Genomic DNA, 23,332 nt, shown 5'->3' with positions numbered 1-23,332 from the left:
GGTGCGCATTCGTAACGCCGTGCGCGGCAGACAGGAGCAGCAGATGTTTGGCAGAAAAAAGAATCTGGAAGAAGACCACGTCCCCCAGGCCGACAAGCAGTATGAAAAGAAATACACGGATGACAGCTTCTGGGACAAGGTTGTCAAGTTCGCCAAGACGGCGGGACGCGAAGTCATCGAAAAAGCCCTGTGGCTGTATTACGCGGCGCAGCAGCCGAATACGCCGCTGTGGGCCAAGACGGCCATCTACGGCGCGCTCGGCTATTTCATTTCGCCCATCGATGCGATTCCCGATATCACGCCCGTGGTCGGCTATGCGGATGACCTGGCCGTGCTAGCGGCGGCTGTTGCCACGGTGGCCACCTACATCACGGCCGAGGTCAAGGAACGGGCCGCCGAGAAACTGCGCGGCTGGTTCGGCGCCTAGCTTGCCGGGGCGGGCTGGCCCGGCTGGTCCGGTTGGCCCTTGACGGCGTTGCGGTACTTGGCCCTGGCCTCGGCCTTCTTGACCGCCTCGTTGGCGATGTTCTGCGCCTTGATGCGGGCTTTTTCACTCTTGCTGCGCTGCTGCGCCACGTCCTTGTTGCCGATGCGGTTAGTCATGCCGGTCTCCTTGTTGAGCGTCAAATCTGACCAGCACAGCATACGTTCTTGCCCGTGCGCCACCGTGCGTCCGCTCACACAAGCTGCATGCCTACCGCGCTTGCGCGCCGCTGCCGCCATGGGCCAGCAGGCGCAGCACGACTTCTTTCTGGAATGAACGAAACTCCTTGTCGGCGCTGACGTTGGCGAAGGCCAGCACGGCCGTCTTGCTGGCGCGGTCGACGCAGACGACGGACGCGGCGCCCGGGTCGCCGCCGCTGTGCGTGGCCAGCGGCCTGCCGTCGACGTCGCGCAGCAGCCACACGAGGGCTTGCCGCACGGACGAGTCGGCGGGCACGATGGGGGCTGCTTGAGGCGCGAAAAACAATTGCAGGGTGGAGTCTTGCAGGTAGCGGTGGCCATCGACCCGGCCGCCATTGCTGAAGATGGCCAGGAAGCGGGCAAAGTCATGCGCCGAGCTGCGCAGCAGGCCGGCAGGCCAGTCCGGATAGCCGACGGGCGGCAGCGCTTGCAGGCCCGGTTCCTTGTGCGCATACGGCTGGGCAACGACGGTGCGCCGCGGCAAGCCGGCCAGATTCCACGCCGTGCTGTCCATGCCCAGCGGTTCGAACAGGTGCTCGTGCGTAAAGGCGTCGAGGCCATCGGGGTTCAAACGGCCCACCAGATAGCCGAGCAGGGCGATGCCGACATTGCTGTAGCGCCATTCCGTGCCGGGCCGGGCCGCGAACGACACGTCCGCGTCGTACCAGGCGCCGCCGCGCGACAGGTAGCCCTTGACGAAGTCGCGCAGCGGTAATCGCGGGTCGCCCTGCACGGCAAACGTCGTCGTCTTTTCGTACACGGCGTCGGAAATGCCCGAGGTGTGGCTGAGCAAGTGCCGAAAGGTGATAGGCACGTCGGGAAACTTCGGATGCATGAGCGGGAAGTCCAGGTAGGCCGCCACCTTGTCGTCGAGCTGGAAGGCGCCTTGTTCCAGCAGCATCATGGCGGCTGTGGCCGTGACGAGCTTGCTGACGGAGGCGACATGGAACACCGTGCTGGCGTCGGCCTTCTTACCGGCCTGGATGTCGGCCCAGCCGTAGCCGCGCGCGAAAATCGTTCGCTCGCCGCGCACCACGGCCACGCTCATGCCCGGCGTTTCCGTGCGGGCCAGGCCATCGCGCATGAAGCCGTCAAATGCCGTTTCCCACGCCAGCCTGGCCGGATCGGTGGCGCAGCCCGTTTGCAGCAGGGCCATCGAGACGCCCAGTCCCAGCACGCTTCTTCGTTTCATTGCTTCTCTCTTTTGCCATTTTTAATTATCTTAACAATATTTCCGCCCGTCATAGGCGCAATTGACAAAACATTGCTTTGAAGCAGTGATAAATGGGTGCCGCCGGCGCCTATTTGCGCCAGTAGCGTTCCAGCAGCGGTTTGACCGTCAGGCCGTGCGCGACGATGGAGAGGATGACGACGACCAGGGTGATGTCGGCCAGTTCGCGCGCCAAGCCGTCCGCCAGGCCATGCGCGATGGCATAGCTGAGGTAGTACAGCGAGCCGATGCCGCGCACGCCGAACCAGGCGGCCAGCCCGCGCAGGCGCACGCTGGTGCCCGAGGCCAGCAGACCGAGCATCACGCTGGCCGGGCGCGCCACCAGCAGCAGGAACAGCGCCACGCTCCACGCCTGCCAGCTCCAGGCGGCGGCCGTGACGGCGCCGCCCAGCAGCAGCACCAGGGTCAGTTCGGACAGGCGTTCCAGATGTTCCTTGAAGACGAGGGATTCGCCGCTGACGGTCAGCGTCACGTCGCTGTCGTGCGGCTTGGCGGCGGACACGGCATGGGTTTCCTCGGCTTGCAGCAAGCCGTGCCGGTCTTTCGGCGCGCCGGCCAGCCGCAGTTCCGTCTGGCGCAAGGCCACGCCGGCAAAGAACACGGCCAAAAAGCCCCACGCGTGCAGCCATGTGGACACGCCATACACGAGGGCGATCAAGCCCAGGGCCGCCAGGTCGTCCAGCATGGCGTGTTTCGGCTCCTTGGCGCGCACCTGCCAGCCCAGCCAGGCCAGCAGCGCGCCGCCGGCCGCGCCCAGGGCGATGGCGCCCGCGCTGGCCCAGACCAGATCGCGCCACAGCCAGGTGGCGCCGTGCGGCCCCAGCTCATGCAGACCCAGCAAGCCCAGGCCCAGCATGACGAAGGGAAAGCCGCTGCCATCGTTCATGCCAGCTTCGCTGGTCAGCATGAAGCGCAATTGCTCGCGGTCGCCCGCATGGCGCAGCTGCACGTCGGTGGCCAGCACGGGGTCGGTGGGTGCGAGGATGGCGCCCAGCAGTATGCCCGCGCCCAGGGGCAGGCCCAGCACCAAGCACGCAAAGGCCGCCACCAGGGCCACGGAGATGGCCATCGACAGCCACGCCAGGCGCAGCGACGGCAGCCAGCGCGCCAGGCTGAAAGGCACGGGCATCTTGACGCCGGCGGAAAACAGGGAGATGAGGACGGCGATTTCCGTCAGGGTTTCCAGCAGTGGCGCTTGCTGCACCAGATCGAACGAGAACAGGCCGAGGAACATGGGCCCCAGCAGCAGGCCCACGCCCAGGTAAGCCATGGCCGAGGTCAATGGCAGGCGCGCGATGCCATCGGCGCCCAGGCCACGCGCCAGCATCAGGCAACCGATCAGGATGAACCAGGCGGTGGTGCTCATGCAAACCATTGTAGCGGCGCGCGGGCAAGGGCAGCGCGCCGCACGGTTTTTTATGCTTTGTGCAGCGACACGCTGTCGTTCTGCGCCTGCATGCCATGCAGCTCGATGGGGTCGTGCGTGGAGCGCAAGCGGGGCAGGCCGTGCGGATAGTGGGTGGTGATGAAGGCCAGCATCTGCTCGCGTACCATGCAGCGCAATTCGAACGCCGTGCCTGAATCTACAGCGCTGATGAGGAAACGCACACGCACGGCCCGCTCGTTCGAATCCGTCGCCTGCACGGTGCAGACCCGGCCATCCCATTGCTTGGCGCCTTCGCAGATGCGCGTCAGTTCCGCGCGCAGCGGCTCGATCGGGATGCTGAAATCGAGCCACAGAAACACTGTTCCCAGGATCTCCGAGGAGGTATGCGTCCAGTTCTCGAACGGATTTTCAATGAACCACTGCAGCGGCACGATCAAACGGCGCTCGTCCCATACGCGCACGACCACATACGTGCCCTTGATTTCCTCGACCGTGCCCCATTCTCCGTTGACGATCAGCACGTCGTCGATGCGGATGGGTTGAGAGAATGCAATTTGCAGGCCTGCGATGAAATTGCCGAGCACGGGCCGGGCGGCGATACCGGCCACCAGGCCCGCCACGCCGGCCGACGCCAGCAGGCTGGCGCCGATCTGCCGCGCGCCGGGCAAGGTCAACAGCACGAAGGACAGGCCCAGGAGGACCACGATGGCGTGCGCGCTGCGCGTGAGCACGCGGGCCTGGGTGATCCGGCGGCGCGCGCGCAGGTTGTCGGCCGCGTCGACGGGATTGATCTGGGAAATCGTGATGCTGAGCGATTCGATGCATTGCATGGCCAGCCAGGTCAGCGCGATGATCAGCGCCACGCTGGCCAGGTGCGACATGGCGACCAGGCCCGGCGTGTCGTCGGGTGCGCTGGCCAGCACCATGCGCAAGCCGAAGACGATCAGGCACAGCTGGCTGGCGCGGAAGGCCACGCGCGCGACGTTGCTGGCAAGCGGGTGGCCATTGGCCAGTCTTTTCAGCAGGCCGATGCCGGCCCGGTGCACGCCGATGGCAACCAGGGTGACGAGCAGGGCGGAAACGAGCACGGTCAGCGCCGAGCGCAGCGGGCCTCCCATCAGCGAGTGGAACGTGCTGAGATCCATAGGCGAAAACTCCTTGTTCTTAAATGAAATGGATGTCGGAAGCGGGTATTTTACGGGCAGATGGCGTAACGGGGGCGTGCGTTGCCGTACGGATAAGACTTGCGTCAACGGGGATACTTGCAGAAATTGCTGCGCTGCGCCATGTCACGTTGACGTTTCAATACGGAAAGCAAACGGGCGTCGCCGCAGTGGAAACATAGTCATACTTGCCATGCTTTTTGTTTTTGCAAAGGAAAACGATGATAGTACGATCACTCCGAATGTCCTTGCGCTTCATCCTGCCACTGGCCCTGGTGCTGGGACTGTTTGCCTATATCGTGGTACCCCTGCTCGACAACATCACCCTGCGCTGGTATGTGCGCGACCTCGACAGCCGGGCAGAATTACTCGCCGGAACCCTCCGGCCTTCGCTCACCGAATACCTGCCCGCGCAGGACGCCACGCGCATCAGCGAACTGTTCCAGGGCGCCACGCGCGACGAGCGCCTGATCGCCATCGGCTTTTGCGACAATGCGGGCCATTTGCTGTACCAGTCCGCGCAATACCCCGCTTCCATCGGCTGCTGGAGCACGCCTTCCACGGGCGGCCTGTACAAATCCCTGGCGCAATTGCCGCAAGGGCAAGTCCATATCAGCGAAACGCCCGTGATGCAGGATGCGTCCCAGCTGGGCCGGTTGGTGCTGGTGCAGGACATGAGCTTTGTCGAGCGCCGCAATACCGATACCAAACGTTTTATATTTGCCTTCCTGGCCGTGCTGGCCGTGCTGATTTCCCTGATGACCGTGTTCGTGGCCCACCTGAGCTGGCGCGGCTGGCTGGCGGCCGTCAAGGACATTTTGCGCGGCGAATTGCTGTCGAAGAATAATCCCGCCGTTGCCGCCGCCGCACCGGCCGCCGCGCCCGCGCCGCCGCCGGAAATGCAGCCGCTGATCGGCGACTTGCGCGAATTGCTGCAGGAATACCATCTGGAACGCCAGGGCGATAACGGCTGGTCGTCCGACTGGACGCCGGACAAGCTGCGCGCCTTGCTGGAAGCGGACCTGTCGGGCGACCAGGTGCTCGTGGTGTCGAACCGCGAACCGTATATCCACACCAAAACGGAAACCGGTGTTGCGGTGCAGCGTCCCGCCAGCGGCCTGGTGACGGCCGTGGAAGCCGTGATGCGCGCCTGCTCCGGCACGTGGATCGCGCATGGCGCCGGTTCCGCCGACCGCGAGACGGTCGACAAGCTCGACCACGTGCCCGTGCCACCCGATAATCCCAGCTATACCTTGCGCCGCGTGTGGCTGACGCAAGAGGAAGAGCAGGGCTATTATTATGGCTTCGCCAATGAGGGCATGTGGCCGCTGTGCCATATCGCCCATGTGCGCCCCGTGTTCCGCTCGTCCGACTGGGAGCAGTATGTGAAGGTCAACCGCCGCTTTGCCGACGCCGTGATCGCCGAGGCGAAGGCGGACAACCCCGTCGTACTGGTGCAGGATTACCACTTTGCCTTGCTGCCGCGCATGGTGCGCGAAGCCTTGCCGAAGGCGACGATTATCACTTTCTGGCACATCCCTTGGCCGAACTCGGAGTCGTTCGGCATTTGTCCATGGCGCGAAGAAATCCTCGACGGCTTGCTGGGCAGCACGATTCTCGGCTTCCACACGCCATTCCACCGCAAGAATTTCCTCGAAACGGTGGACCGCTACCTGGAAACCCGTATCGAACCGGAAGCGTCGACCATTTCCTATGGCGGCGAGATGACGCAGGTCGAGGATTATCCGATTTCCATCGCCTGGCCGGAAGACAACCCGGACCAGCCCGACGTGGCCACGTGCCGCGCACAGATTCGCAGCGAACTGGGCGTGGCGCCCGACCACTTGCTGGGCATCGGCGTGGACCGCCTCGACTACACGAAAGGCATCGTCGAGCGATTCCAGGCCGTCGAACGCATGCTGGAACAGCAGCCTGGCATGGTCGGTCATTTTACTTTCGTGCAAATCGCCGCCCCGAGCCGCGCGTCACTCGATGAATACCAGAGTTTCGACGCCCGGGTGCGCAAGATGGTCGAACGCATCAACCGCCGCTTCGGCAGCGGCGACTATGTGCCCATCCTGCTGAAAGCCGAACACCATGGCCAGGACGATTTGCAGCGCTATTTCCGCGCCTCCGAAGTGTGCATGGTGACAAGCTTGCATGACGGCATGAATCTGGTGGCCAAGGAATTCATCGCCGCGCGCGAAGATGAGCTGGGCGTGCTGGTGCTGTCTCAATTTACGGGCGCGGCGCGCGAGCTGCACGAAGCGCTGATCATCAACCCCTACCATATCGAGCAGGGCGCCGAAGCCCTGTACCGCGCGCTCGTGATGCCGCCCGTGGAACAGCGCGAGCGCATGAAGAGCATGCGGGCCCGTGTGAAACATTTCAATGTCTACCGGTGGGCCGGGCGCATGCTGCTCGATGCGGCCCGTCTGCGCCAGCGCGACAAGGTCATGACCAAGATCGATGCCCACAGCCGCATCAAGCGGCGCAAGGGGATCTGATGGCGGAGATCCCTGACGATAGCGCAGCCTTGCTGCAACTGCTGAGTGCGCCCGGCAGCGCCGTCTTCTTCGACTTCGACGGCACCCTGGTCGACCTGGCGCCCACGCCCGACGGCGTGCGCCTGGAAGCGGGCGTGGTCGACGCGCTGATGCTGCTGGCGCGCTGGCATGGCGGCGCGCTGGCCCTCGTTTCCGGCCGCCCCGTGGCGCAGATCGATGCCATGCTGGCGCCGCTGATCCTGCCCGTGGCCGGCGTGCATGGCGTGGAGCGGCGCGGCGCCGACGGCACACGGCATGTGGCGGCCACGCCCGACGTGTCGTCCGTGCTGGCGCATGCCCGCGCACTGGCGGCGGTGTACCCCGGCTTGCTGGTGGAACACAAGCGCGGCGCCGTGGCCCTGCATTACCGGCTGGCGCCGGAACTGGAACAGCTGTGCCTGCAGGAAATGACGGCGGCCGTGCAAGCGTGCCCCGGTCTTTTGCTGTTGCATGGCAAAATGGTTCTGGAAGCCAAGCCGGCCACCACGGACAAGGGCGGCGCCATCGCCGCCTTCATGGCCGAGGCGCCGTTCAAGGGACGCCGGCCCGTGTTCGCGGGCGACGATACCACCGACGAGGCAGGCTTTGCCTATGTTCAACAAATTGGGGGGCAGGGCGTGAAAGTGGGCAGCGGCCCCAGCGCCGCCAGCCTGCGCCTGGCCAGCCCGGACGTTTTGCGCACCTTGTTGCTGGCCGCGTCCGTATCCCCGTTCAAGGAGTAGCCGATGACGACATCCTATGACACCCCCAGCGGCGCCCACGCGTCCGCTGCCGCCGCGCCGCCGGCGCAAGCGTCCCTCAATTGCGGCGTGGTGGGCAATTGCGCCTTCAGCGCCCTGATCGACCAGGCGGGGCAGGTCGTCTGGTCCTGCCTGCCCCGTTTCGATGGCGACCCCGTCTTCAACGGCTTGCTGGACGCCACGGAAAACGGCAGCGTGTGGGCCATCGACATTGAAAACTTTGCCCGCAGCGAGCAATTCTACGAGCCGAACACGGCCGTACTGCGCACGCGGCTGTACGACACGGATGGGCGCGGCGTGGAAATCACGGACTTCGCGCCCCGATTCCTCAGCCGCGATCGCATGTTCCGCCCGCTGATGCTGATCCGCCGCGTGCGTCCGCTCGATCACGCCGTGCGCATCCGCGTGCGCCTGCGGCCCCGCTACGACTGGGGCAAGCTGGCGCCGCAGGTCACGCAGGGCAGCCACCACATCCGCTATGTGGGGCCGGAACAGACCTTGCGTCTGAACACCGATGTTTCGCTCAACTATGTGCTGAGTGAAACGTATTTCGTGCTGGGCGGCACCGCCAACTTCCTGCTGGGCCCCGATGAAACCCTGGCCGGCGGCATCGACGAGACGGCGCGCATCTTCGAAAAGGAAACCATCAACTATTGGCGCACCTACACGCGCCGCCTGGCCGTGCCGCTGGAATGGCAGGACGTGGTCATCCGCGCGGCCATCACATTAAAACTGTCTTTATATGAAGACACGGGCGCCATCATCGCCGCCATGACGACGAGCATCCCGGAAGCGCCGGGCAGCAGCCGCAACTGGGATTACCGCTATTGCTGGCTGCGTGACGCTTTCTTCGTCGTGCGCGCACTCAATAGTTTGTCCGAAGTGGGCACGATGGAAGAGTATTTGCGCTGGCTGACGAATATCGTCGCCCGCTCGAAAGGCGGCCACATCCAGCCCCTGTACGGCATCGGCCTGGAAGAGCAGTTGCCCGAGTCCATGCTCGACCACTTGCCCGGCTACCGGGGCAATGGTCCCGTGCGCGTCGGCAACCAGGCGCAGGAACACTTTCAGCACGACGTCTATGGCAATATCGTGCTCGGTGCTGCACAGGCTTTCCTCGACCACCGCTTGTTCCACCGGGCGGGCAGGGCCGAGTTTGCCGCGCTGGAAGCCGTGGGTGACCAGGCCTTCAAATTGCACGCGGAACCGGACGCGGGCATGTGGGAGTTGCGCACGCGGGCCAGGGTCCACACCTCGTCCATGCTGATGAGCTGGGCCGCCTGCGACCGCTTGGCCAAGGTCGCCCATAAACTGGGCTTGCCGGACCGGGCCGAGCACTGGAACAGCCGCGCCGTGCTGATACGCGAGAGGTTGCTGCGCGAAGCGTGGAGCGAGGAGCGCCAGGCCTTCGCGGAAAGCCTGGGCGGGCGCGACCTCGACGCCTCCGTTCTACTGATGGCGGAAGTCAACTTCATCGACCCCATGGACCCCCGTTTCATCGCCACCGTCGACGCGCTGGAAGCATCGCTGTGCGACGGCCCCTACATGCGCCGCTACGAAGCGCCCGACGACTTCGGCAAACCGGAAACGGCCTTCAACATCTGCACCTTCTGGCGCATCGACGCCCTGGCGCGCATCGGCAGGAAAGACGAAGCGCGCAAAATCTTCGAAACGATGTTGATGGCGCGCAACCACCTGGGCCTGCTGTCGGAAGATACGCACCCGGTGACGGGGGAGATGTGGGGGAATTTCCCGCAGACGTATTCGATGGTGGGCCTGATCAACTGCGCCGTCAGGTTGTCGGCGCCTTGGGATAGCGCTATTTAATTGTGCCATGTCATTACGCGCCAGGTCATCACCAGCCTTGGTGCGCAGGAATACGAAATGCCGAATGGCATCCACACTGATCAATACGAAATACCGAGATGACGACCGCAAACGACATTTTAGCGACAATAAATGACAGCATTTTTCTTGAGACTATTTTCCAGAAAGATACTGATTGGGATGCTGTATTGTGCGCCAGGGAATCTGTTGAGTTTGATGGCGCATGGTGTGCCAGCTACGAAAAAGTGACCTCATCTTGTCCACCTGAAGGCGCCCTGGTGAAGGGGATCAGGGAGGTCGCATTCAAGAAAGTGTATCAAATCACTGAGAATTCCGACCTTGCTGGCTATGTGTCGGACGATATGGGCCTGATTGCACAGGCATGCCACGATAAAGTCGAGATCGACTTTATCGACAATCTCTGGAAAACCTATATGCGCGGAGAGTTTCCAACTTGAGCTGATACAGGCATGTTCGCGGCGCATCTGCGACGCCATTTCAGCTGCCAGTTGCGCGCTCGCCACGCCCATACAACCTGCACTCCGCCGCCAGCGCCAGCAAATTCGGGTCGCGCTCGCGGCTGCTCAGCATCAGCAGGGTGATTTGCTGGTGCGAGCCGTAGCGCGCGTCCAGCGGCAGCAGTTCGATGCGCGAGCTGAAGGCGCGCACGCGGCCCGGCAGCAGGCTGTAGCCGATGCCGCCGCTGACGAGGTTGATCAGCGAGAAGATGTCGCCCACGCGCATGGCCGTGTCGGGCACGAATCCCGCCAGGTCGAACGCGTGGTTGAAGCTTTGCGAGGTGACGAAACCTTCGTTCAGGGTGACGAATTTCTCATGGCGCAGCAGCTGCAAGTCCACCGAGGCGGCGCCCGCATAGGGCGAGGCTAGCGGTGCGGCCAGGTAGACGTCGTCCTGGAACAGGGGCACGGCCACCAGCCCGGCATGCTGTTCTTCCTCCTGCACGCCGACGATGATGGCGTCCAGGCGTCCATCGGCCAGGCTTTGCAGCAGTTCGCGGTTCGAGCCCAGGGTCAGGTCGATGTCGAGGCCGGGCCGGCGCAGCTTCAGGGCGATCACCAGTTGCGGGATGCAGTGCAGGGTCAATGAATACAGCGAACCGATCTTCAGGCGCACGGGGTTGATGCCCGACATTTCGCGCACCTTGCGCACGCCTTCCTCGCACTCGGCCAGCGCGCGCCGCGCCGATTCGGCAAAGGTGTAGGCCGCATGCAGCGGTATCAGGCTGCGGCCCTCGCGCTTGAACAGGGGACAGCGCAAGCCGTCTTCCAGCGAGTGCAGGGCGCGGTGCACGCTGACCGTGCTCTGGCCCAGCGCGTCGGCCACCCGCGCCAGGTTGTTCAATTCCATAAAGCTGAGAAAAACCTCGAGCTTTTTCAGCGTGATTTCTTCGTTGATGGCCATGATCACCGTGATTATCGTGAGTTCATTAACTTCAGGGTAATGAACATGGTAGCAGGTTGATTGTCGCGCCTCTGTTTTCGCTCTATCGTCAGGGTTCGATAGCTTAATTCGGAGGCAAGATGTCAACCGCCACAGCAGCGCCAGCGCAGCGGCAAAAACAATGGGACACGCGGCGCACCGAGAAGCGCCGCCGCCTCGATGCCGTGCGCCACTACGCGAGCGGCCCCGTGCTACAACAGGGCGACATGGTCGCCGTGCTCGAAGCGCTGCTCGCGCCGGGCGACCGCGTCGTCCTGGAAGGCAACAACCAGAAGCAGGCCGATTTCCTCGCCCGCATGCTGACCCAGGTCAATCCCGACAAGATCCACCATCTGCACCTGATCATGCCCAGCGTCAGCCTGCCCGAACACCTCGACCTGTTCGAGCGGGGCATCGCCCGCAAGCTCGATTTTTCGTTTGCCGGCACGCAAAGCCTGCGCATCGCCCAGTTTCTGCAGGATGGCTTGCTGGAAGTTGGCGCCATCCACACGTATATCGAACTGTATGCGCGCCTGTTCGTCGACCTCACGCCGAACGTCGTCATGGTGGCCGGCTACATGGCTGACCGCCAGGGCAATCTGTACACGGGCCCCAGCACCGAAGACACGCCGACTCTGGTGGAGTCGGCCGCCTTCCGCGACGGCATCGTCATCGCCCAAGTCAATCAGATCGTCGACGACGTCAGCGATTTACCCAGGGTCGACGTGCCCGGCTCGTGGATCGATTTCGTCGTGCAGTCCGATAAACCGTTCTTCATCGAGCCGCTGTTTACCCGCGACCCGCGCGTGATCAAGCCCGTGCACGTGCTGATGGCCATGATGGCGATCCGCGGCGTGTATGAAAAACACCAGGTGCAGTCGCTCAATCACGGCATCGGTTTCAATACGGCCGCCATCGAGCTGATTTTGCCCACGTATGGTGAGCAATTGGGCTTGAAGGGCAAGATCTGCCGCAACTGGGTGCTCAATCCCCATCCGACCTTGATCCCTGCCATCGAGACGGGCTGGGTCGAGAGCGTGCACTGCTTCGGCGCGGAACTGGGCATGGAAGGCTATGCGGCCGCGCGGCCCGACGTGTTCTTTACGGGCCGCGACGGCTCCATGCGCTCGAACCGCGCCCTGTGCCAGCTGGCCGGCCAGTACGCGGTCGACCTCTTCATCGGCGCCACCTTGCAGATGGATGGCGTAGGTAACTCGTCCACCGTGACGAATGGCCGGCTGGCCGGCTTTGGCGGCGCGCCGAACATGGGGCACGACCCGCATGGCCGGCGCCATCCGACGCCGGCCTGGCTGGACCTGATCGAGACGGACGATCCGCTCGCGCGCGGCAAGAAGCTGGTGGTGCAGATGGTCGAAACGTTCCAGGATGGCGGCCAGCCGACGATCGTCGAATCGCTCGATGCCGTGGCCGTGGGGCAGGCCAGCGGCATGCCGCTGGCGCCCGTGATGATCTATGGCGACGACGTCACCCACGTGCTGACGGAAGAGGGCATCGCTTACCTGTACAAGGCCCGGTCGCTCGACGAGCGCAAGGCCATGCTGGCGGCGGTCGCCGGCGTGACGCCGATTGGCCTGCGCCACGACCCGAAGACGACGGCCAAATTGCGCGCCGACGGCCTGATCGCGCTGCCCGAGGATATCGGCGTGCAGCGCGGCGCGGCGAACCGCTCGCTGCTGGCCGCGAAAAGCATCGCCGACCTGGTCGAATGGTCGGACGGCCTGTATCAACCCCCCGCCAAATTCAGGAGCTGGTAATGATTGCAATGAGCACAATGATGACGATGACACCGGTGCGGGAACGCTGCGCCACGTTGGGACGGCAAGTGCTGCAGGCGCTGCTCGATGAAGTGACCTTGACGCCGAAACCGGGCCTGGTCGATTTGCGCAGCCGTGGCGCGCATACGGACTTGAACTGGGCCCTGATGTGCCATTCGGCCTGCGTGCTGGAGCCCGTGTTTGCCGCCATGGCCGACGCCGGCGCGCGCAGTGAAGACGACGACCTGCTGCGCCAGCGCATCGGCGCCATCGGCCGCGACGGCGAGGCGCTGATGCTGGCAGCGACGGGCGGCGTGAACACGCACCGGGGCGCCATCTGGGCGCTGGGCCTCTTGGTGACGGCGGCGGCGCAGCAGGGCGCGCGCGGCGCGTCGCTGGCACCAACAGCCGTGGCGGCGCGGGCCGGCGCGCTGGCCCGTTTGCACGACCGCGGCGCGCCTGGCGCCACCGGCAACAAGGGCGAACTGGCGTGCCGCCAGTATCAGGTCGATGGCGCACGGGGCCAGGCCCGCGCCGGCTTTCCCCTGGTGACGGGTGCCGGATTGCCTGCCTTGCACGCTTCGCGGGCGCGCGGCGACAACGAAACGACGGCGCGCCTGAACGCTTTGCTGGCCATTGTCAGCCAGCTCGATGACACCTGTGTGCTGTCGCGCGGCGGCGAGCCTGCCTTGCTGGCAGTGCAGGCTGGCGCTGCGCGGGTACTGGCGGCCGGCGGCGCGGCCACGGCCGCCGGTACCGAAGCGCTGCTGGCCCTGGAAGCCGTGGCGCTGGCGCGCGGCGTGTCGCCGGGCGGCGCGGCCGATCTGCTGGCGGCCACCTTGTTCCTCGACCGATTGACGCAAGGAGAAGCGCATGGAAACGCGTGACTATACATTCCCGGCCGGGCAGCCGGCGGCAGGGCGCGCGCTGGCCGGCGTCGTCGGCTCGGGCGACCTGGAAGTGCTGCTGCAGCCGGGCAGCGATGGCGTGACCCGCATCGTCGTCAACACCTCCGTCGATGGCAAGGGCACCGTGTGGGATGCGCTGTTGCAGCGCGTATTCGGCGGCGAGCCGCTGCCGGCGGCGCGCATCGTCATCAACGATTGCGGCGCCACGCCGGGCGTGGTGCGCATGCGCATCGAACAAGCGTACGAAGAATTGCAAGCGGGGAGGGCGGCATGAGCACATTGCAGCAATTACTCGAGCGTGACAGCTTCATCGAACGGGGCGCGCGCAGCAGGGCCAAGGCCTTGCTGGATGCGGGCAGCATGCGCGAACTGCTCGACCCGTTCTGCGGCATCGCTTCGCCGTGGCTGCCTAAACAGGGCGTGACGGCCCAGGCGGACGATGGCGTGGTGGTGGCCAAGGGCCTGTTCGGCGGCCAGCCGGCCGTGGTGCTGGCCATCGAGGGCGCCTACCAGGGCGGTAGCATGGGTGAGGTGGGCGGCGCGAAAATCGCCGGCGCGCTGGAACTGGCGGCGCGCGACAATCGCAACGGCATCCCGACGCGCGCCGTGATCCTGTTCGAAACGGGCGGCGTGCGCCTGCAGGAAGCCAACCTGGGCCTCGCTGCCATTGCCGACATCCATGCGGCCATCGTCGACCTGCGCCGCTACCAGCCCGTGATCGGCATTACGGCCGGCACCGTCGGCTGCTACGGCGGCATGTCGATCGCGGCGGGCTTGTGCAGCTACCTTGTCGTCACGCGCGAGGCGCGCCTGGGTCTCAACGGTCCGGCCGTGATCGAGCAGGAGGCGGGCGTGGACGAATTCGACTCGCGCAACAAACCGTTCATCTGGAGCCTGACGGGCGGCGAACAGCGCTTCCACAGCGGCTTGGCCGACGCCTATGTGGAAGACGACACGGCGCAGATGCGCGCCACGGTAGCCGAATTGTTCGCGCGCGGCGTGCCAGCACAGCACCGCAGCAGCCAGGCTGACGATTTTCTCGCCCGCCTGGCGCAAGTGGACGCCGGCCCGCAAGCCACGCCGCAAGCCGTGCGCACCATCTACAGCAAAGGAGCAGCAGCATGAACGCCATCACCGATACGAGCCGGGGCGCCGTCTGGCTCGCGGCCCTGACGCAGCATGCCGCGCCGCTGCCTGATTATCCGCCTTCCGTGCGCGTGGTCGACGCGCCGCTGGCGGACGAGCCTGCGCGCTACATTGCCGTGCTGCCCGACCCGGACAACCGTTTTGTGCGTGCACGCACCGGTGAAGTCGGCCTGGTCGAGGCGTGGCAACTGGCGCGCGCCGTGCGGCAGGTGGTGCTTGAAGACCGCGAGTTGGCCGTGAAACGGCCCATCGTCGCCGTCATCGACGTGGCCAGCCAGGCGTATGGCCGGCGCGAAGAAGCGTACGGCATCCACCAGGCGCTGGCCGGCGCGGCAGGCGCATACGCCGAGGCGCGCCTGGCCGGCCATCCCGTGATCGGCCTGATCGTCGGCAAGGCCATGTCGGGCGCTTTCCTCGCGCACGGCTACCAGGCCAACCGCCTGATCGCGCTCGACGACCCGCAAGTGATGGTGCATGCGATGGGCAAGGCGTCGGCGGCGCGCATCACCCTGCGCACCGTGGAAGCGCTCGAAGCGCTGGCCGCCAGCATCGCGCCGATGGCCTACGACATTGGCAACTACGCCACCCTGGGCTTGCTGTGGCAAACCTTGCAGGTGGCGCAGCCCGACGATCCATCGGCGCAGGACACGGCCGCCGTCGAGGCCTGCCTGCGGGCGGCCCTGGCCGACATCCGCGCCGACCCGCTGCCGGACCTGTCCAGCCGCCTGGGCGCGCCGCATCGCCAGGCGTCGGCAAAAGTCAGGGAGGTGCTGGGGCAGCAGTGGTAGGTGAAACAACAGAGAAGACTTCAAGTCATTCCATTCCTATAACGGAGACAAATCATGATCATTTACGGAACCGCACTGCTGGCCTTATGCCACTTGCTCGGCATCTTCCTGGGCGACCTGCTCGGGCAGCTGATGGGCGTCAAGACCAACGTGGGTGGCGTGGGCATCGCCATGCTGCTGCTGATCTGCGCCCGTCTCTACATGCAGCGGCGCGGCTGGCTGCCGCAGATGACGGAGCGGGGCGTCGAATACTGGGGCGCCATGTATATTCCCGTGGTGGTGGCGATGGCCGCGCAGCAGGACGTGGTGGCGGCCTTGCGCGGCGGACCGGTGGCCGTGCTGGCCGCCATCGGTTCCGTCATCGTTTGTGGCGCAGTGATCTCGCTGATTAATCGAATGGAAAGCCCGGCCGCCGTCGAAGCCGACTCGATGCTGATCAAGGAGCACCGTCATGCTTGAGATATTTGAAAAAGCCGCCATCCACAATGGCCTGGTGACGGCATTCGCTTTTGTCGGCCTGATCATGCTGCTGTCCGTGGCGCTGTCGAAGTATCTGACCCTGGGCCGCGTGCACGGTTCGGCCATCGCCATCGTCATCGGCCTGGGGCTTGCTTACTGGGGCGGCGTGCATAGCGGCGGCCACAAGGGACTGGCCGATCTGTCGCTGTTCGGCGGCATCGGCCTGATGGGCGGCGCCATGCTGCGCGACTTTGCTATCGTCGCCACGGCCTTCGAAGTGCAGGCGACGGAAGCGCGCAAGGCGGGCCTGATCGGCGTCGTGGCGCTGATGCTGGGCGTGGTGCTGCCGTTTCTCGTCGGTGCGGGCATCGCGTACGCGTTTGGCTATTCGGACGCCGTCAGCATGACCACTATCGGCGCCGGCGCCGTCACCTACATCGTCGGCCCCGTCACGGGCGCGGCCATCGGCGCCAGTTCCGACGTCATGGCGCTCAGTATCGCGGCGGGTCTCATCAAGGCCATCCTGGTGATGGTGGGCACACCCGCCGCGGCGCGTTTCCTGCGACTGAAAACGCCGCGTTCGGCCATGGTCTTCGGCGGCCTGGCCGGCACCGTCAGCGGCGTATCGGCGGGCCTTGCCGCCACCGACCGCAAGCTGGTGCCGTATGGCGCGCTGGTGGCCACGTTTCATACGGGCCTGGGCTGTTTGCTGGGTCCATCGTTGCTGTTCTTTGCCGTCAAGGCGGTGGTGGCCTGATGGAAGCCTGGCGCGCGCATGATCTGTTGTGGCTGGACGGCTTGCCGGACGGCGCATCCTTGCCAGCTTGGGCCGACTCTGTCTGGCTGCAGGCCGCGCCCTTGGTGGTGCGGCGCGCCAGCACGGCCCCCGGGCGCATCCCCGTGGGTATGCGCGGCATGCTGCGCAGCGAGCGGCATGCGTGCGAAGTGGACGCCGCCGCCGTCGTGCGCCGCGTCACACCGGAAATGCTGGCGCATGCGCCAGTGCCGGATTTTTCCTGCGCCGCGCTCGACGCGCTGCGGCAAGTTGCGCCGCTGCTCGACGCCACGGGCTGGCCTTGGGGGCCGACGGGCGGCGTCGGTTTCGCGTTGGCCAGCGGCTTGCCCGTGCTGCGCGCCGACAGCGACCTCGATCTCGTGCTGCGCATCGGCGCGCCGCCGGACCTCGCCCGGGCCGACGCCCTGCGCGCCATCGCGGCCACTGTCACGGCGTGCCGGCTGGACATGCAGATCGACACGGGCCGTGGCGGCTTTGCGTATGCCGAGTGGGCGGCGGGGCGGGGCCGGGTCTTGCTGAAAACGGATCACGGCCCGGTGCTGACGGCCACGCCATGGGAGCTGGCATGAGCGTCTTGTTTACCTTTCCCGGCCAGGGCGCCCAGACTCCGGGCATGCTGCATGCGTTGCCCGGCGATGCGGCCGTGGCGGCGGCCCTGGCCGAAGCGGCTGAAGTGCTGGGCCACGATCCGTTGGAACTGGACACGGCTGACGCGCTGGCGTCGACGCGGGCCGTGCAACTGTGTTTGCTGATCGCGGGCGTGGCGATGGCGCGCTCCCTGGCCGCGCGCGGCGCGCTGCCCGACATGGTGGCCGGCTTTTCCATCGGCGAATATGCGGCGGCCGTCGTCGCCGGCGCGCTCGATTATGCGGATGCCGTGCGCCTGGTGGCGCGGCGCGGCGAGTTGATGGAGCACGCGTATCCGGCCGGCTACGGCATGGCGGCCATCATCGGCCTGGACCTGGCGCAGCTGGAACCCTTGCTGGCGCAGGTGCATGGCGCTGCAACGCCCGTATATGTCGCCAACCTGAACGCGCCGCGCCAGATCGCCATTGCCGGCAGCGAGCTCGCCTTGCACGCCGTGATGGCGCTGGCCCTCGCGCATGGCGCCAGCAAGGCCAAGCGCCTGGCCGTCAGCGTGCCGTCGCATTGTCCGTTGATGGAGGCTGCCGCCGGCGACATGGCTGCCGCCTTCGATGGCGTGGTCGTGCGCCGCCCATCGCTCGTCTACCTGAGCAGCAGCGCGGCGCGCGCGCTGTTCGACCCGGCCCGCATCCGCGACAGCCTGGCCGCCAACATGGCGCAGCGCGTACAGTGGACCGCTACCGCGCGCCTGGCGTGGGAACGTGGCGCCAGGCTGGCGCTGGAAATGCCGCCCGGCAGCGTCCTGACGCGGCTGACGGCGCTAGACTTCACGGATGGCGTGGCCATCTGCTGCGACGGCAACCGGGCCGACAGCCTGCTGGCGCTGGTGAGGCGGGAGCGGGATGGCGCCGCGCCTTAGAGCCTGGCGCTCAGTCCAATCTGGAAGCCACGGCCCGGCAAGGGCGCGATGTATTTCAGTGGAGAATTGTGTGGCCTGGCATCGTCATCGAGGAGGTTGGTGCCGCTGATGAACACGTCGATGCCGGCAAACGGCGAATTCGGCACTTGCAGTGCGCGGCTCACCTGGAAGTTCACCATGGTGTAGCCGTCGAGCGGCACTTCCTCGCTGACACTCTTGCCCAGGTACTTCTGCTTGTCGTACCAGGTGCTGGAAAGCTTGGCCTTCCACCCCTTGTTTTCCCACAGCAGATTCGCGCCATAGCGGTTGGTGGGCATGTTGGGCAGGTAGGCGCCGTCGTTGTGCGCGCGCAGCTTGTCCGGATTGTCCGCCTTGTTCTTGACCAGGTCGGCAAAGGCGGAGAGGTTCAGCTTGCCGTAGCCGCCAAGCTCAATGAGCTGCGAGGCGTCGATCTCGAATCCCTTGACCGTCGTATCGGTCTGCTTCCAATATTTTAATGGCAGGCGATTGGCCGTCTGCAGTCCCGAGTGGCCAAGATACAGAAAGTTTTCATACTTCATGACGTAGCCGGTGGCGGACAGCTGGAAGCCGCGATTGCTGAACAATCCGGTAAGCTCGGTATTCCGCGCGCGCTCGGCCTTCAAATCCTGGTTGCCTTCTTCCTGGGTCATGATCGAATAGTGGCGGTTGCTCGCATACAATTCATTGACGTCGGGCGCTCTTTCCGACGAGGCATGGCGCAGCTTCGCACCGAACAGCTGGCCAAGCTTGGCCGAGGCCCCGAGGCTATAGCTGTTCAGGCTGAACGACCTGTCCTTGAGTTTGGAATTGCTCGCATTCCTCGACGTCTTGAATCCGCTCTGGCGGATGTCGTGCTCGACTTTTTCATGGCGAAAACCGGCATCGAAGGTGGCCCAGTCGGCGTCGAGGTTTTCCTTGACGAACAGTGCGCTGCTGGCCGTGCTCGCATCGGGAAGGTAAAGCTGCGGCCCGCTGCCGGTGATGTCGCGGGATTGATGGCTCAGGCCAAGCAAGCCGCTCAAGGGACCCGCGCGCCGGTGCGCCAGCAGCAGCTCGGCCTGGTTGGTGTCGAAGCGGTAGTCGTTGGCCTTCGCCGCTCCCAGGCGTTCTCCCGACGTATTGTTCAGGCGCGACACGCGCAGCTGCGCGCTTTCCATATACGCGACGGGGTCGCGCAGAGTGGCTTCCAGCGCATATTTATCCTGGCTGATCACGACGCCGACGGGCAACCTCTCGTCATAATTCGCGCCGAAAGACTTGTTTTCCATGGAAAAGCCCGGCACGCCATAGTCGCTATTCTTGGTGTCGAGGCTGACGGCCACGTAGCCGCGATCGAAAAAATAGGTGCTGCCGACGGCAAAGTGGGAATTGCTGGCATGGCTGTTACCCAGGGTGCCGTGGTAATCGGGGGTCACGTCCTTGTTGATCTTGTTCTGCACCGTTTTTGGCGTGCCGGGCACGTAAGCGGGGTTGGCCGGATTGACGTAGGTCTTGCGCTGCCAGACGGATGTCGGCTGATTGGTATAGAAGGAAAAATCGCCATCCGCCCAATCCGGATTTTCCGTCATGAACTGGTCGATAAACGGTTGCGAAGCCTTGTTGTAGACTTGCTGGATCCGCGCTTCTTTCTGGCAACTGTCGGCCAGGAAGGTATTCACGCCGCCTTTCACTGGGAACAGCTGGCTGTTGCACACGCCGGCCTTGCTGTTGCCGGGAATATCGTAATGCCCGATCTTCTGGAATGACATCTGCAGATTCGTCGAGAAGCGCTTTCCATCGTTGAAGTTCATGCGCAAGCCTTGCGCGTCCGCATCGTTGAAGCCCTTGCGCAGTACAAATTCAAGGTCTTTCTCCTTGCTCTCCATCTTCCTCGAAACGAGGCCGGAATCGATGTCGACGCTGCCGCCGATCGCATTGCCGCCGTAACGTACGCTGTCGGACGATTTGTTCACGGTCACGCTGCGCGCAAACAGCGGGTCGAACGGGATGTTGATATCCCCGCTGAGCGCATTCATGCCGAGGATGGACTGGCCATCCTCGAGAATTTGCACGCGGCTGCCACTGAGGCTGCGAATCACGGGTGCGCCGGCATTCGGGCCGAAGGCGCTGCTTTGCACGCCCGATACATGCTCGAGCATGCCGCCCAGGGTCCTGTTCTGCGCTTGCGTATTCTCGACGATGACGACGCTGTCGATGCCGGAAGGCCTGTCCGCGCGGACTTGGATGGTTTGCAGGGTGACGTCGTCCGCCGCGTAAGCGAGCGGGGCAGTGGACAGCATGGCGGCTGCGAATACATGATGGCGCATAGGACTCTCTAATAGGCGTATGGGATGCTGGCGCTGGACGCAGGCGCAGCGCGAAGTGATAAATGCAATTGACTTGCAATAATAGCTGGCGCGTCATGCTATTGCAAGTAAACTGCATTAGTCGAGCGGAAGGCGCAGCACGGACAGCCGGCATGTGCCGGCTACCGTGTAGCAAAGTGCGGAGGTGGGATGGCCGCTATTATTAGTTGCGCGTTGCGCATGTGCGGCGCAGACCGAATGCGTCCGCCTGCGCCCTCGTGGAGCCGTTACTTCAGGTGGATTGCTGGGGCTTTTTCGCCTGCAGGCGGCGCGAACGCCGTTTTCTTTCCCAGATGACGATGCCCGTCACCGACAGCATGGCCACCATCACGCCCATGAAGGACATCATGATGCGTCCCGGCAGGCCGAGGATGCGGCCCGAGTGCAGGGGGAATTGCAATTGCACGAAGACGTCGGCGGCCGTGCCTTCCCATGGCTTGTGCTGGCCGATGATGCTGCCGTCCATGCCGTCGACGTACAGGTTTGACAAGCCCATGCCGGCCGTGCCGAATTCATCGGCCGGGTCGAAGAACGAGACGTTGTAGAACGAGTAATTGCCGCCGTAATAAATGCCGCCGATGGGTGAGGTGATGCCGCGCTGCACGGCCTGCTTTTTGGCGATGGCCACGGCTTGCTCGAAACCGATCGCGGGCGTGATATACGTGCCGTATGGCGCCGGCGTTTGCGTTTCGTACGGGCCCGGCGTGGTGGTCGAGACAAGCGACATGACGGGATAGAACACTTCACGGTACAGGTTCAGCGAGAATGACGTGAACGCGACGACGATGATGATGATCCACACCCACAGGCCGCCCGCGCGGTGCAAGTCGAAATTGAGCTTGTAGCCGCCGGCTGCCCAGCGCACCACCCATGACGGTTTCCAGCGCTGCCACCAGTTGGCGGCGTCGCGGTGGCGCGGCGCTTCATCCTGCGCGCGTGGGCGCAAACGGCGCGGCGTGGTCAGATAAAACGCCACCATGCTGTCGAGCAGCCAGATGAGGGCCACCGTCCCCATCAGCCAGTAGCCCCAGCGGTCCGTGCCCCAGAAGGCGGGCACGTGCAGGCTGTAGTGCAAGTGGCGCAAGAACGGCATCAGGCTGCGGCGCGACAGGGAAATGGCCGTCGAATCGCGCGTGCCCGTGATCTGCGCCGTGACGGGGTCGATGTAGACGGTGTTGTAGTCGAGCACGAACGGCTTGTTCGTGGCCGGGTCGGTGAGCGGACGCACCATGAAGGCGCCCGCATGACCTTCTTCCAGGCCCAGGGTCATGTAATTGACTTCCACGCGCGGGTCTGCGGCGGCCACTTTTTGCGCCAGCACGAACGGCGGCTGCAGGGGGCCGCGGCCCGGCGTTTCCATGATGTCGGCGTTAAGCCATTCGTCCAGTTCGTGGTCCCACGACGTGACGGCGCCCGTCAGGCCCGCGACGATGAGGAAGAGGGCAATGGTGAGACCGGCCCAGCGGTGTATGACAGTCCAGAAAGCGCGCATGCGGTACAAACCTTCAACATAAAACCGGCTTGTTGCCGCCAGCGGGCGCCACCGGGGCGCACAGGGAAAAGCCAAGTATGGGCCTAGTACAGGCCTGTTATTTTGATAATGGGAATCGTTCTCATTATCCGCCGTGGCATGGCGTTTGTCCAGCGCCAATGGTGTTGCCTCGAGTCAAATGGCGCATGCTAAGATGCTAGCAAGAAGTTAATTTACATTCCACATGGAAATATTCAAGGTTGAAGCGGCATGCGTATAGAAGATCGGAACAATGTCCGCGTGAACGAACGCAGCGGTGCACCGCTGGCTGGCGCGGCAGCCACCATGGTGTTCATGCATGGTTTTGGCTGCGATCAAACCATGTGGCGCTATCTGGAGCCGCTGTTTCGTCCGCACTACCGCACCGTGCTGTTCGATCTGGTCGGCAGTGGCGCTTCCGACCAGGGCGCCTATGATTTCGATCGCTATGCGCGGCTCGATGCGCACGGCGCCGATTTGCGCCAGGTCATCCATGCCGTTGGCGGCGGTCCCGTGATTTGCGTCGGCCATTCCGTCAGCGCCATGAGCGCCTTGCTGGCCACGATTGCCGAGCCGGAGTTGTTCGCCGCGCAAATCATGCTGGCGCCGTCGCCGTGCTATATCGACGATGCGGCGGCCGGTTACCGGGGCGGCTTCAGCCGTGCCGATATCGACGACCTGCTGGATGCCATGGACGCCAATTACCTGGGCTGGTCCGCCGGCATGGCGCCTGCCATCATGGGCGCGCCCGGGCAGCCGGCGCTGGGAGACGATCTTGTGAACAGTTTTTGCCGCACGGACCCGGCCATCGCCCGGCATTTCGCGCAAACCACGTTTTTGTCCGACCACCGCGCCATCTTGCCGCACAACAGCACGCCGGCCCTGATCGTGCAATGCAGCGACGACTTCATCGCGCCGCCGTCCGTGGGCGAGTACTTGCGCGAGATGCTGCCGCGCAGCAGCCTGCACGTGGTCGAGAATGTCGGTCATTGCCCGCACATGAGCGCGCCCGATGCCAGCTACCGCGCCATCCGCCAATTTCTCGACGGCCTGCACCTGTAA

At 64.6% G+C, this 23,332-nt stretch carries 22 protein-coding genes; 15 read left to right on the top strand and 7 right to left on the bottom strand.

The genetic code is table 11. The annotated features are described in order from the left end of the window. The first annotated feature begins 43 nt into the window (after positions 1 to 43). Positions 44 to 427, top strand: a complete 384-nt coding sequence (locus V3C40_RS05375) for a YkvA family protein (protein ID WP_331776776.1) — start codon at positions 44 to 46, stop codon at positions 425 to 427. On the opposite strand, the gene V3C40_RS05370 is transcribed toward V3C40_RS05375, so the two are convergent. The 4 genes from V3C40_RS05370 to V3C40_RS05355 form a co-directional block, all read right to left on the bottom strand. Then, on the bottom strand, positions 424 to 603 hold the full coding sequence (locus V3C40_RS05370) for a hypothetical protein (protein ID WP_331776775.1): 180 nt from the start codon (positions 601 to 603) through the stop codon (positions 424 to 426). The genes V3C40_RS05375 and V3C40_RS05370 overlap by 4 nt on opposite strands. A 91-nt stretch (positions 604 to 694) precedes the next feature. Continuing rightward, positions 695 to 1,876: a serine hydrolase domain-containing protein gene (locus V3C40_RS05365; protein WP_331776774.1), complete on the bottom strand. Its 1,182-nt coding sequence runs from the start codon at positions 1,874 to 1,876 to the stop codon at positions 695 to 697. A 109-nt stretch (positions 1,877 to 1,985) separates the two neighbouring features. Next, positions 1,986 to 3,281, bottom strand: coding sequence for a cation:proton antiporter (locus tag V3C40_RS05360; protein ID WP_331776773.1), 1,296 nt, complete (start codon positions 3,279 to 3,281; stop codon positions 1,986 to 1,988). A gap of 50 nt (positions 3,282 to 3,331) precedes the next feature. Then, positions 3,332 to 4,447 (bottom strand): mechanosensitive ion channel family protein, encoded by a 1,116-nt coding sequence (locus tag V3C40_RS05355; RefSeq protein ID WP_072453781.1) that lies wholly within the window; start codon positions 4,445 to 4,447, stop codon positions 3,332 to 3,334. Between the two features lie 260 nt (positions 4,448 to 4,707). Here V3C40_RS05355 and V3C40_RS05350 point away from each other — a divergent pair, with 260 nt between their 5' ends. The 4 genes from V3C40_RS05350 (at position 4,708) to V3C40_RS05335 (ending at position 10,036) form a co-directional block, all read left to right on the top strand. Then, entirely contained in the window at positions 4,708 to 6,972 is a 2,265-nt protein-coding gene (locus tag V3C40_RS05350; protein ID WP_331776772.1) for an alpha,alpha-trehalose-phosphate synthase (UDP-forming), read from the top strand. After that, positions 6,972 to 7,733 (top strand): trehalose-phosphatase, encoded by a 762-nt coding sequence (gene otsB / locus V3C40_RS05345; protein WP_331776771.1) that lies wholly within the window; start codon positions 6,972 to 6,974, stop codon positions 7,731 to 7,733. The genes V3C40_RS05350 and otsB overlap by 1 nt, the downstream gene beginning before the upstream one ends. 3 nt (positions 7,734 to 7,736) lie before the next feature. Further along, positions 7,737 to 9,578: a glycoside hydrolase family 15 protein gene (locus tag V3C40_RS05340; protein WP_331776770.1), complete on the top strand. Its 1,842-nt coding sequence runs from the start codon at positions 7,737 to 7,739 to the stop codon at positions 9,576 to 9,578. Positions 9,579 to 9,676: 98 nt separating this feature from the next. Beyond that, complete coding sequence (locus V3C40_RS05335; protein WP_034751161.1) at positions 9,677 to 10,036, top strand: hypothetical protein; 360 nt, start codon at positions 9,677 to 9,679, stop codon at positions 10,034 to 10,036. Positions 10,037 to 10,076: 40 nt separating this feature from the next. On the opposite strand, the gene V3C40_RS05330 is transcribed toward V3C40_RS05335, so the two are convergent. Next, positions 10,077 to 11,000: a LysR family transcriptional regulator gene (locus V3C40_RS05330; protein ID WP_070305853.1), complete on the bottom strand. Its 924-nt coding sequence runs from the start codon at positions 10,998 to 11,000 to the stop codon at positions 10,077 to 10,079. 119 nt (positions 11,001 to 11,119) lie between these two features. Here V3C40_RS05330 and mdcA point away from each other — a divergent pair, with 119 nt between their 5' ends. The 9 genes from mdcA to mdcH are packed head-to-tail and all read left to right on the top strand — an operon-like array spanning position 11,120 to position 18,394. After that, positions 11,120 to 12,793: a malonate decarboxylase subunit alpha gene (mdcA, locus tag V3C40_RS05325; RefSeq protein ID WP_331776769.1), complete on the top strand. Its 1,674-nt coding sequence runs from the start codon at positions 11,120 to 11,122 to the stop codon at positions 12,791 to 12,793. Then, positions 12,793 to 13,680: a triphosphoribosyl-dephospho-CoA synthase gene (locus V3C40_RS05320; RefSeq protein ID WP_442907220.1), complete on the top strand. Its 888-nt coding sequence runs from the start codon at positions 12,793 to 12,795 to the stop codon at positions 13,678 to 13,680. The genes mdcA and V3C40_RS05320 overlap by 1 nt, the downstream gene beginning before the upstream one ends. Continuing rightward, positions 13,667 to 13,975 (top strand): malonate decarboxylase subunit delta, encoded by a 309-nt coding sequence (locus tag V3C40_RS05315; protein ID WP_070301935.1) that lies wholly within the window; start codon positions 13,667 to 13,669, stop codon positions 13,973 to 13,975. The genes V3C40_RS05320 and V3C40_RS05315 overlap by 14 nt, the downstream gene beginning before the upstream one ends. Beyond that, positions 13,972 to 14,826, top strand: a complete 855-nt coding sequence (locus tag V3C40_RS05310; RefSeq protein WP_070301933.1) for a biotin-independent malonate decarboxylase subunit beta — start codon at positions 13,972 to 13,974, stop codon at positions 14,824 to 14,826. The genes V3C40_RS05315 and V3C40_RS05310 overlap by 4 nt, the downstream gene beginning before the upstream one ends. Further along, entirely contained in the window at positions 14,823 to 15,635 is an 813-nt protein-coding gene (gene mdcE / locus V3C40_RS05305; protein ID WP_072453774.1) for a biotin-independent malonate decarboxylase subunit gamma, read from the top strand. Before V3C40_RS05310 ends, mdcE begins: the two co-directional genes overlap by 4 nt. A 54-nt stretch (positions 15,636 to 15,689) precedes the next feature. Next, the gene (gene madL / locus V3C40_RS05300) at positions 15,690 to 16,094 is read left to right on the top strand and encodes a malonate transporter subunit MadL (protein ID WP_072453773.1); all 405 of its coding nucleotides are present in this window, start codon (positions 15,690 to 15,692) and stop codon (positions 16,092 to 16,094) included. Next, positions 16,087 to 16,851 carry a malonate transporter subunit MadM gene (gene madM / locus V3C40_RS05295; protein ID WP_034751139.1) on the top strand — a complete coding sequence of 255 codons (765 nt, stop codon included), beginning with the start codon at positions 16,087 to 16,089 and terminating at the stop codon, positions 16,849 to 16,851. Before madL ends, madM begins: the two co-directional genes overlap by 8 nt. Then, a complete protein-coding gene (locus V3C40_RS05290; protein ID WP_331776768.1) occupies positions 16,851 to 17,459 on the top strand; it encodes a malonate decarboxylase holo-ACP synthase in 609 nt (202 codons plus the stop codon). The genes madM and V3C40_RS05290 overlap by 1 nt, the downstream gene beginning before the upstream one ends. Further along, positions 17,456 to 18,394 (top strand): malonate decarboxylase subunit epsilon, encoded by a 939-nt coding sequence (mdcH, locus tag V3C40_RS05285; RefSeq protein WP_331776767.1) that lies wholly within the window; start codon positions 17,456 to 17,458, stop codon positions 18,392 to 18,394. Before V3C40_RS05290 ends, mdcH begins: the two co-directional genes overlap by 4 nt. Here mdcH and V3C40_RS05280 read toward each other — a convergent pair. Both V3C40_RS05280 and V3C40_RS05275 read right to left on the bottom strand, forming a co-directional pair. After that, on the bottom strand, positions 18,391 to 20,694 hold the full coding sequence (locus V3C40_RS05280; protein WP_331776766.1) for a TonB-dependent receptor: 2,304 nt from the start codon (positions 20,692 to 20,694) through the stop codon (positions 18,391 to 18,393). The genes mdcH and V3C40_RS05280 overlap by 4 nt on opposite strands. Before the next feature lie 298 nt (positions 20,695 to 20,992). Beyond that, on the bottom strand, positions 20,993 to 22,252 hold the full coding sequence (locus V3C40_RS05275; protein WP_331776765.1) for a PepSY-associated TM helix domain-containing protein: 1,260 nt from the start codon (positions 22,250 to 22,252) through the stop codon (positions 20,993 to 20,995). Positions 22,253 to 22,501: 249 nt separating this feature from the next. On the opposite strand from V3C40_RS05275, the gene V3C40_RS05270 reads away from it, so the two are divergent. Further along, the gene (locus V3C40_RS05270; protein ID WP_331776764.1) at positions 22,502 to 23,332 is read left to right on the top strand and encodes an alpha/beta fold hydrolase; all 831 of its coding nucleotides are present in this window, start codon (positions 22,502 to 22,504) and stop codon (positions 23,330 to 23,332) included.

The organism is Janthinobacterium sp. LS2A, from assembly GCF_036543145.1.
Taxonomy (GTDB): Bacteria; Pseudomonadota; Gammaproteobacteria; order Burkholderiales; family Burkholderiaceae_D; genus Janthinobacterium; species Janthinobacterium aestuarii.
The sequence above is the reverse complement of the archived record's forward strand: the minus strand, read 5'-3'. Positions and strand labels throughout refer to the sequence as shown.

Coding starts and splice junctions, on each gene's coding strand:
- V3C40_RS05310 (WP_070301933.1), top strand. CDS start 13,972: ATGAGCACATTGCAGCAATTACTCGAGCGTGACAGCTTCATCGAACGG.
- V3C40_RS05330 (WP_070305853.1), bottom strand. CDS start 11,000: ATGGCCATCAACGAAGAAATCACGCTGAAAAAGCTCGAGGTTTTTCTC.
- V3C40_RS05365 (WP_331776774.1), bottom strand. CDS start 1,876: ATGAAACGAAGAAGCGTGCTGGGACTGGGCGTCTCGATGGCCCTGCTG.
- V3C40_RS05275 (WP_331776765.1), bottom strand. CDS start 22,252: ATGCGCGCTTTCTGGACTGTCATACACCGCTGGGCCGGTCTCACCATT.
- V3C40_RS05315 (WP_070301935.1), top strand. CDS start 13,667: ATGGAAACGCGTGACTATACATTCCCGGCCGGGCAGCCGGCGGCAGGG.
- otsB (WP_331776771.1), top strand. CDS start 6,972: ATGGCGGAGATCCCTGACGATAGCGCAGCCTTGCTGCAACTGCTGAGT.
- mdcA (WP_331776769.1), top strand. CDS start 11,120: ATGTCAACCGCCACAGCAGCGCCAGCGCAGCGGCAAAAACAATGGGAC.
- mdcE (WP_072453774.1), top strand. CDS start 14,823: ATGAACGCCATCACCGATACGAGCCGGGGCGCCGTCTGGCTCGCGGCC.
- V3C40_RS05320 (WP_442907220.1), top strand. CDS start 12,793: ATGATTGCAATGAGCACAATGATGACGATGACACCGGTGCGGGAACGC.
- V3C40_RS05280 (WP_331776766.1), bottom strand. CDS start 20,694: ATGCTGTCCACTGCCCCGCTCGCTTACGCGGCGGACGACGTCACCCTG.
- V3C40_RS05355 (WP_072453781.1), bottom strand. CDS start 4,447: ATGGATCTCAGCACGTTCCACTCGCTGATGGGAGGCCCGCTGCGCTCG.
- V3C40_RS05290 (WP_331776768.1), top strand. CDS start 16,851: ATGGAAGCCTGGCGCGCGCATGATCTGTTGTGGCTGGACGGCTTGCCG.
- V3C40_RS05340 (WP_331776770.1), top strand. CDS start 7,737: ATGACGACATCCTATGACACCCCCAGCGGCGCCCACGCGTCCGCTGCC.
- madL (WP_072453773.1), top strand. CDS start 15,690: ATGATCATTTACGGAACCGCACTGCTGGCCTTATGCCACTTGCTCGGC.
- mdcH (WP_331776767.1), top strand. CDS start 17,456: ATGAGCGTCTTGTTTACCTTTCCCGGCCAGGGCGCCCAGACTCCGGGC.
- V3C40_RS05350 (WP_331776772.1), top strand. CDS start 4,708: ATGTCCTTGCGCTTCATCCTGCCACTGGCCCTGGTGCTGGGACTGTTT.
- V3C40_RS05375 (WP_331776776.1), top strand. CDS start 44: ATGTTTGGCAGAAAAAAGAATCTGGAAGAAGACCACGTCCCCCAGGCC.
- madM (WP_034751139.1), top strand. CDS start 16,087: ATGCTTGAGATATTTGAAAAAGCCGCCATCCACAATGGCCTGGTGACG.
- V3C40_RS05335 (WP_034751161.1), top strand. CDS start 9,677: ATGACGACCGCAAACGACATTTTAGCGACAATAAATGACAGCATTTTT.
- V3C40_RS05360 (WP_331776773.1), bottom strand. CDS start 3,281: ATGAGCACCACCGCCTGGTTCATCCTGATCGGTTGCCTGATGCTGGCG.
- V3C40_RS05270 (WP_331776764.1), top strand. CDS start 22,502: ATGCGTATAGAAGATCGGAACAATGTCCGCGTGAACGAACGCAGCGGT.
- V3C40_RS05370 (WP_331776775.1), bottom strand. CDS start 603: ATGACTAACCGCATCGGCAACAAGGACGTGGCGCAGCAGCGCAGCAAG.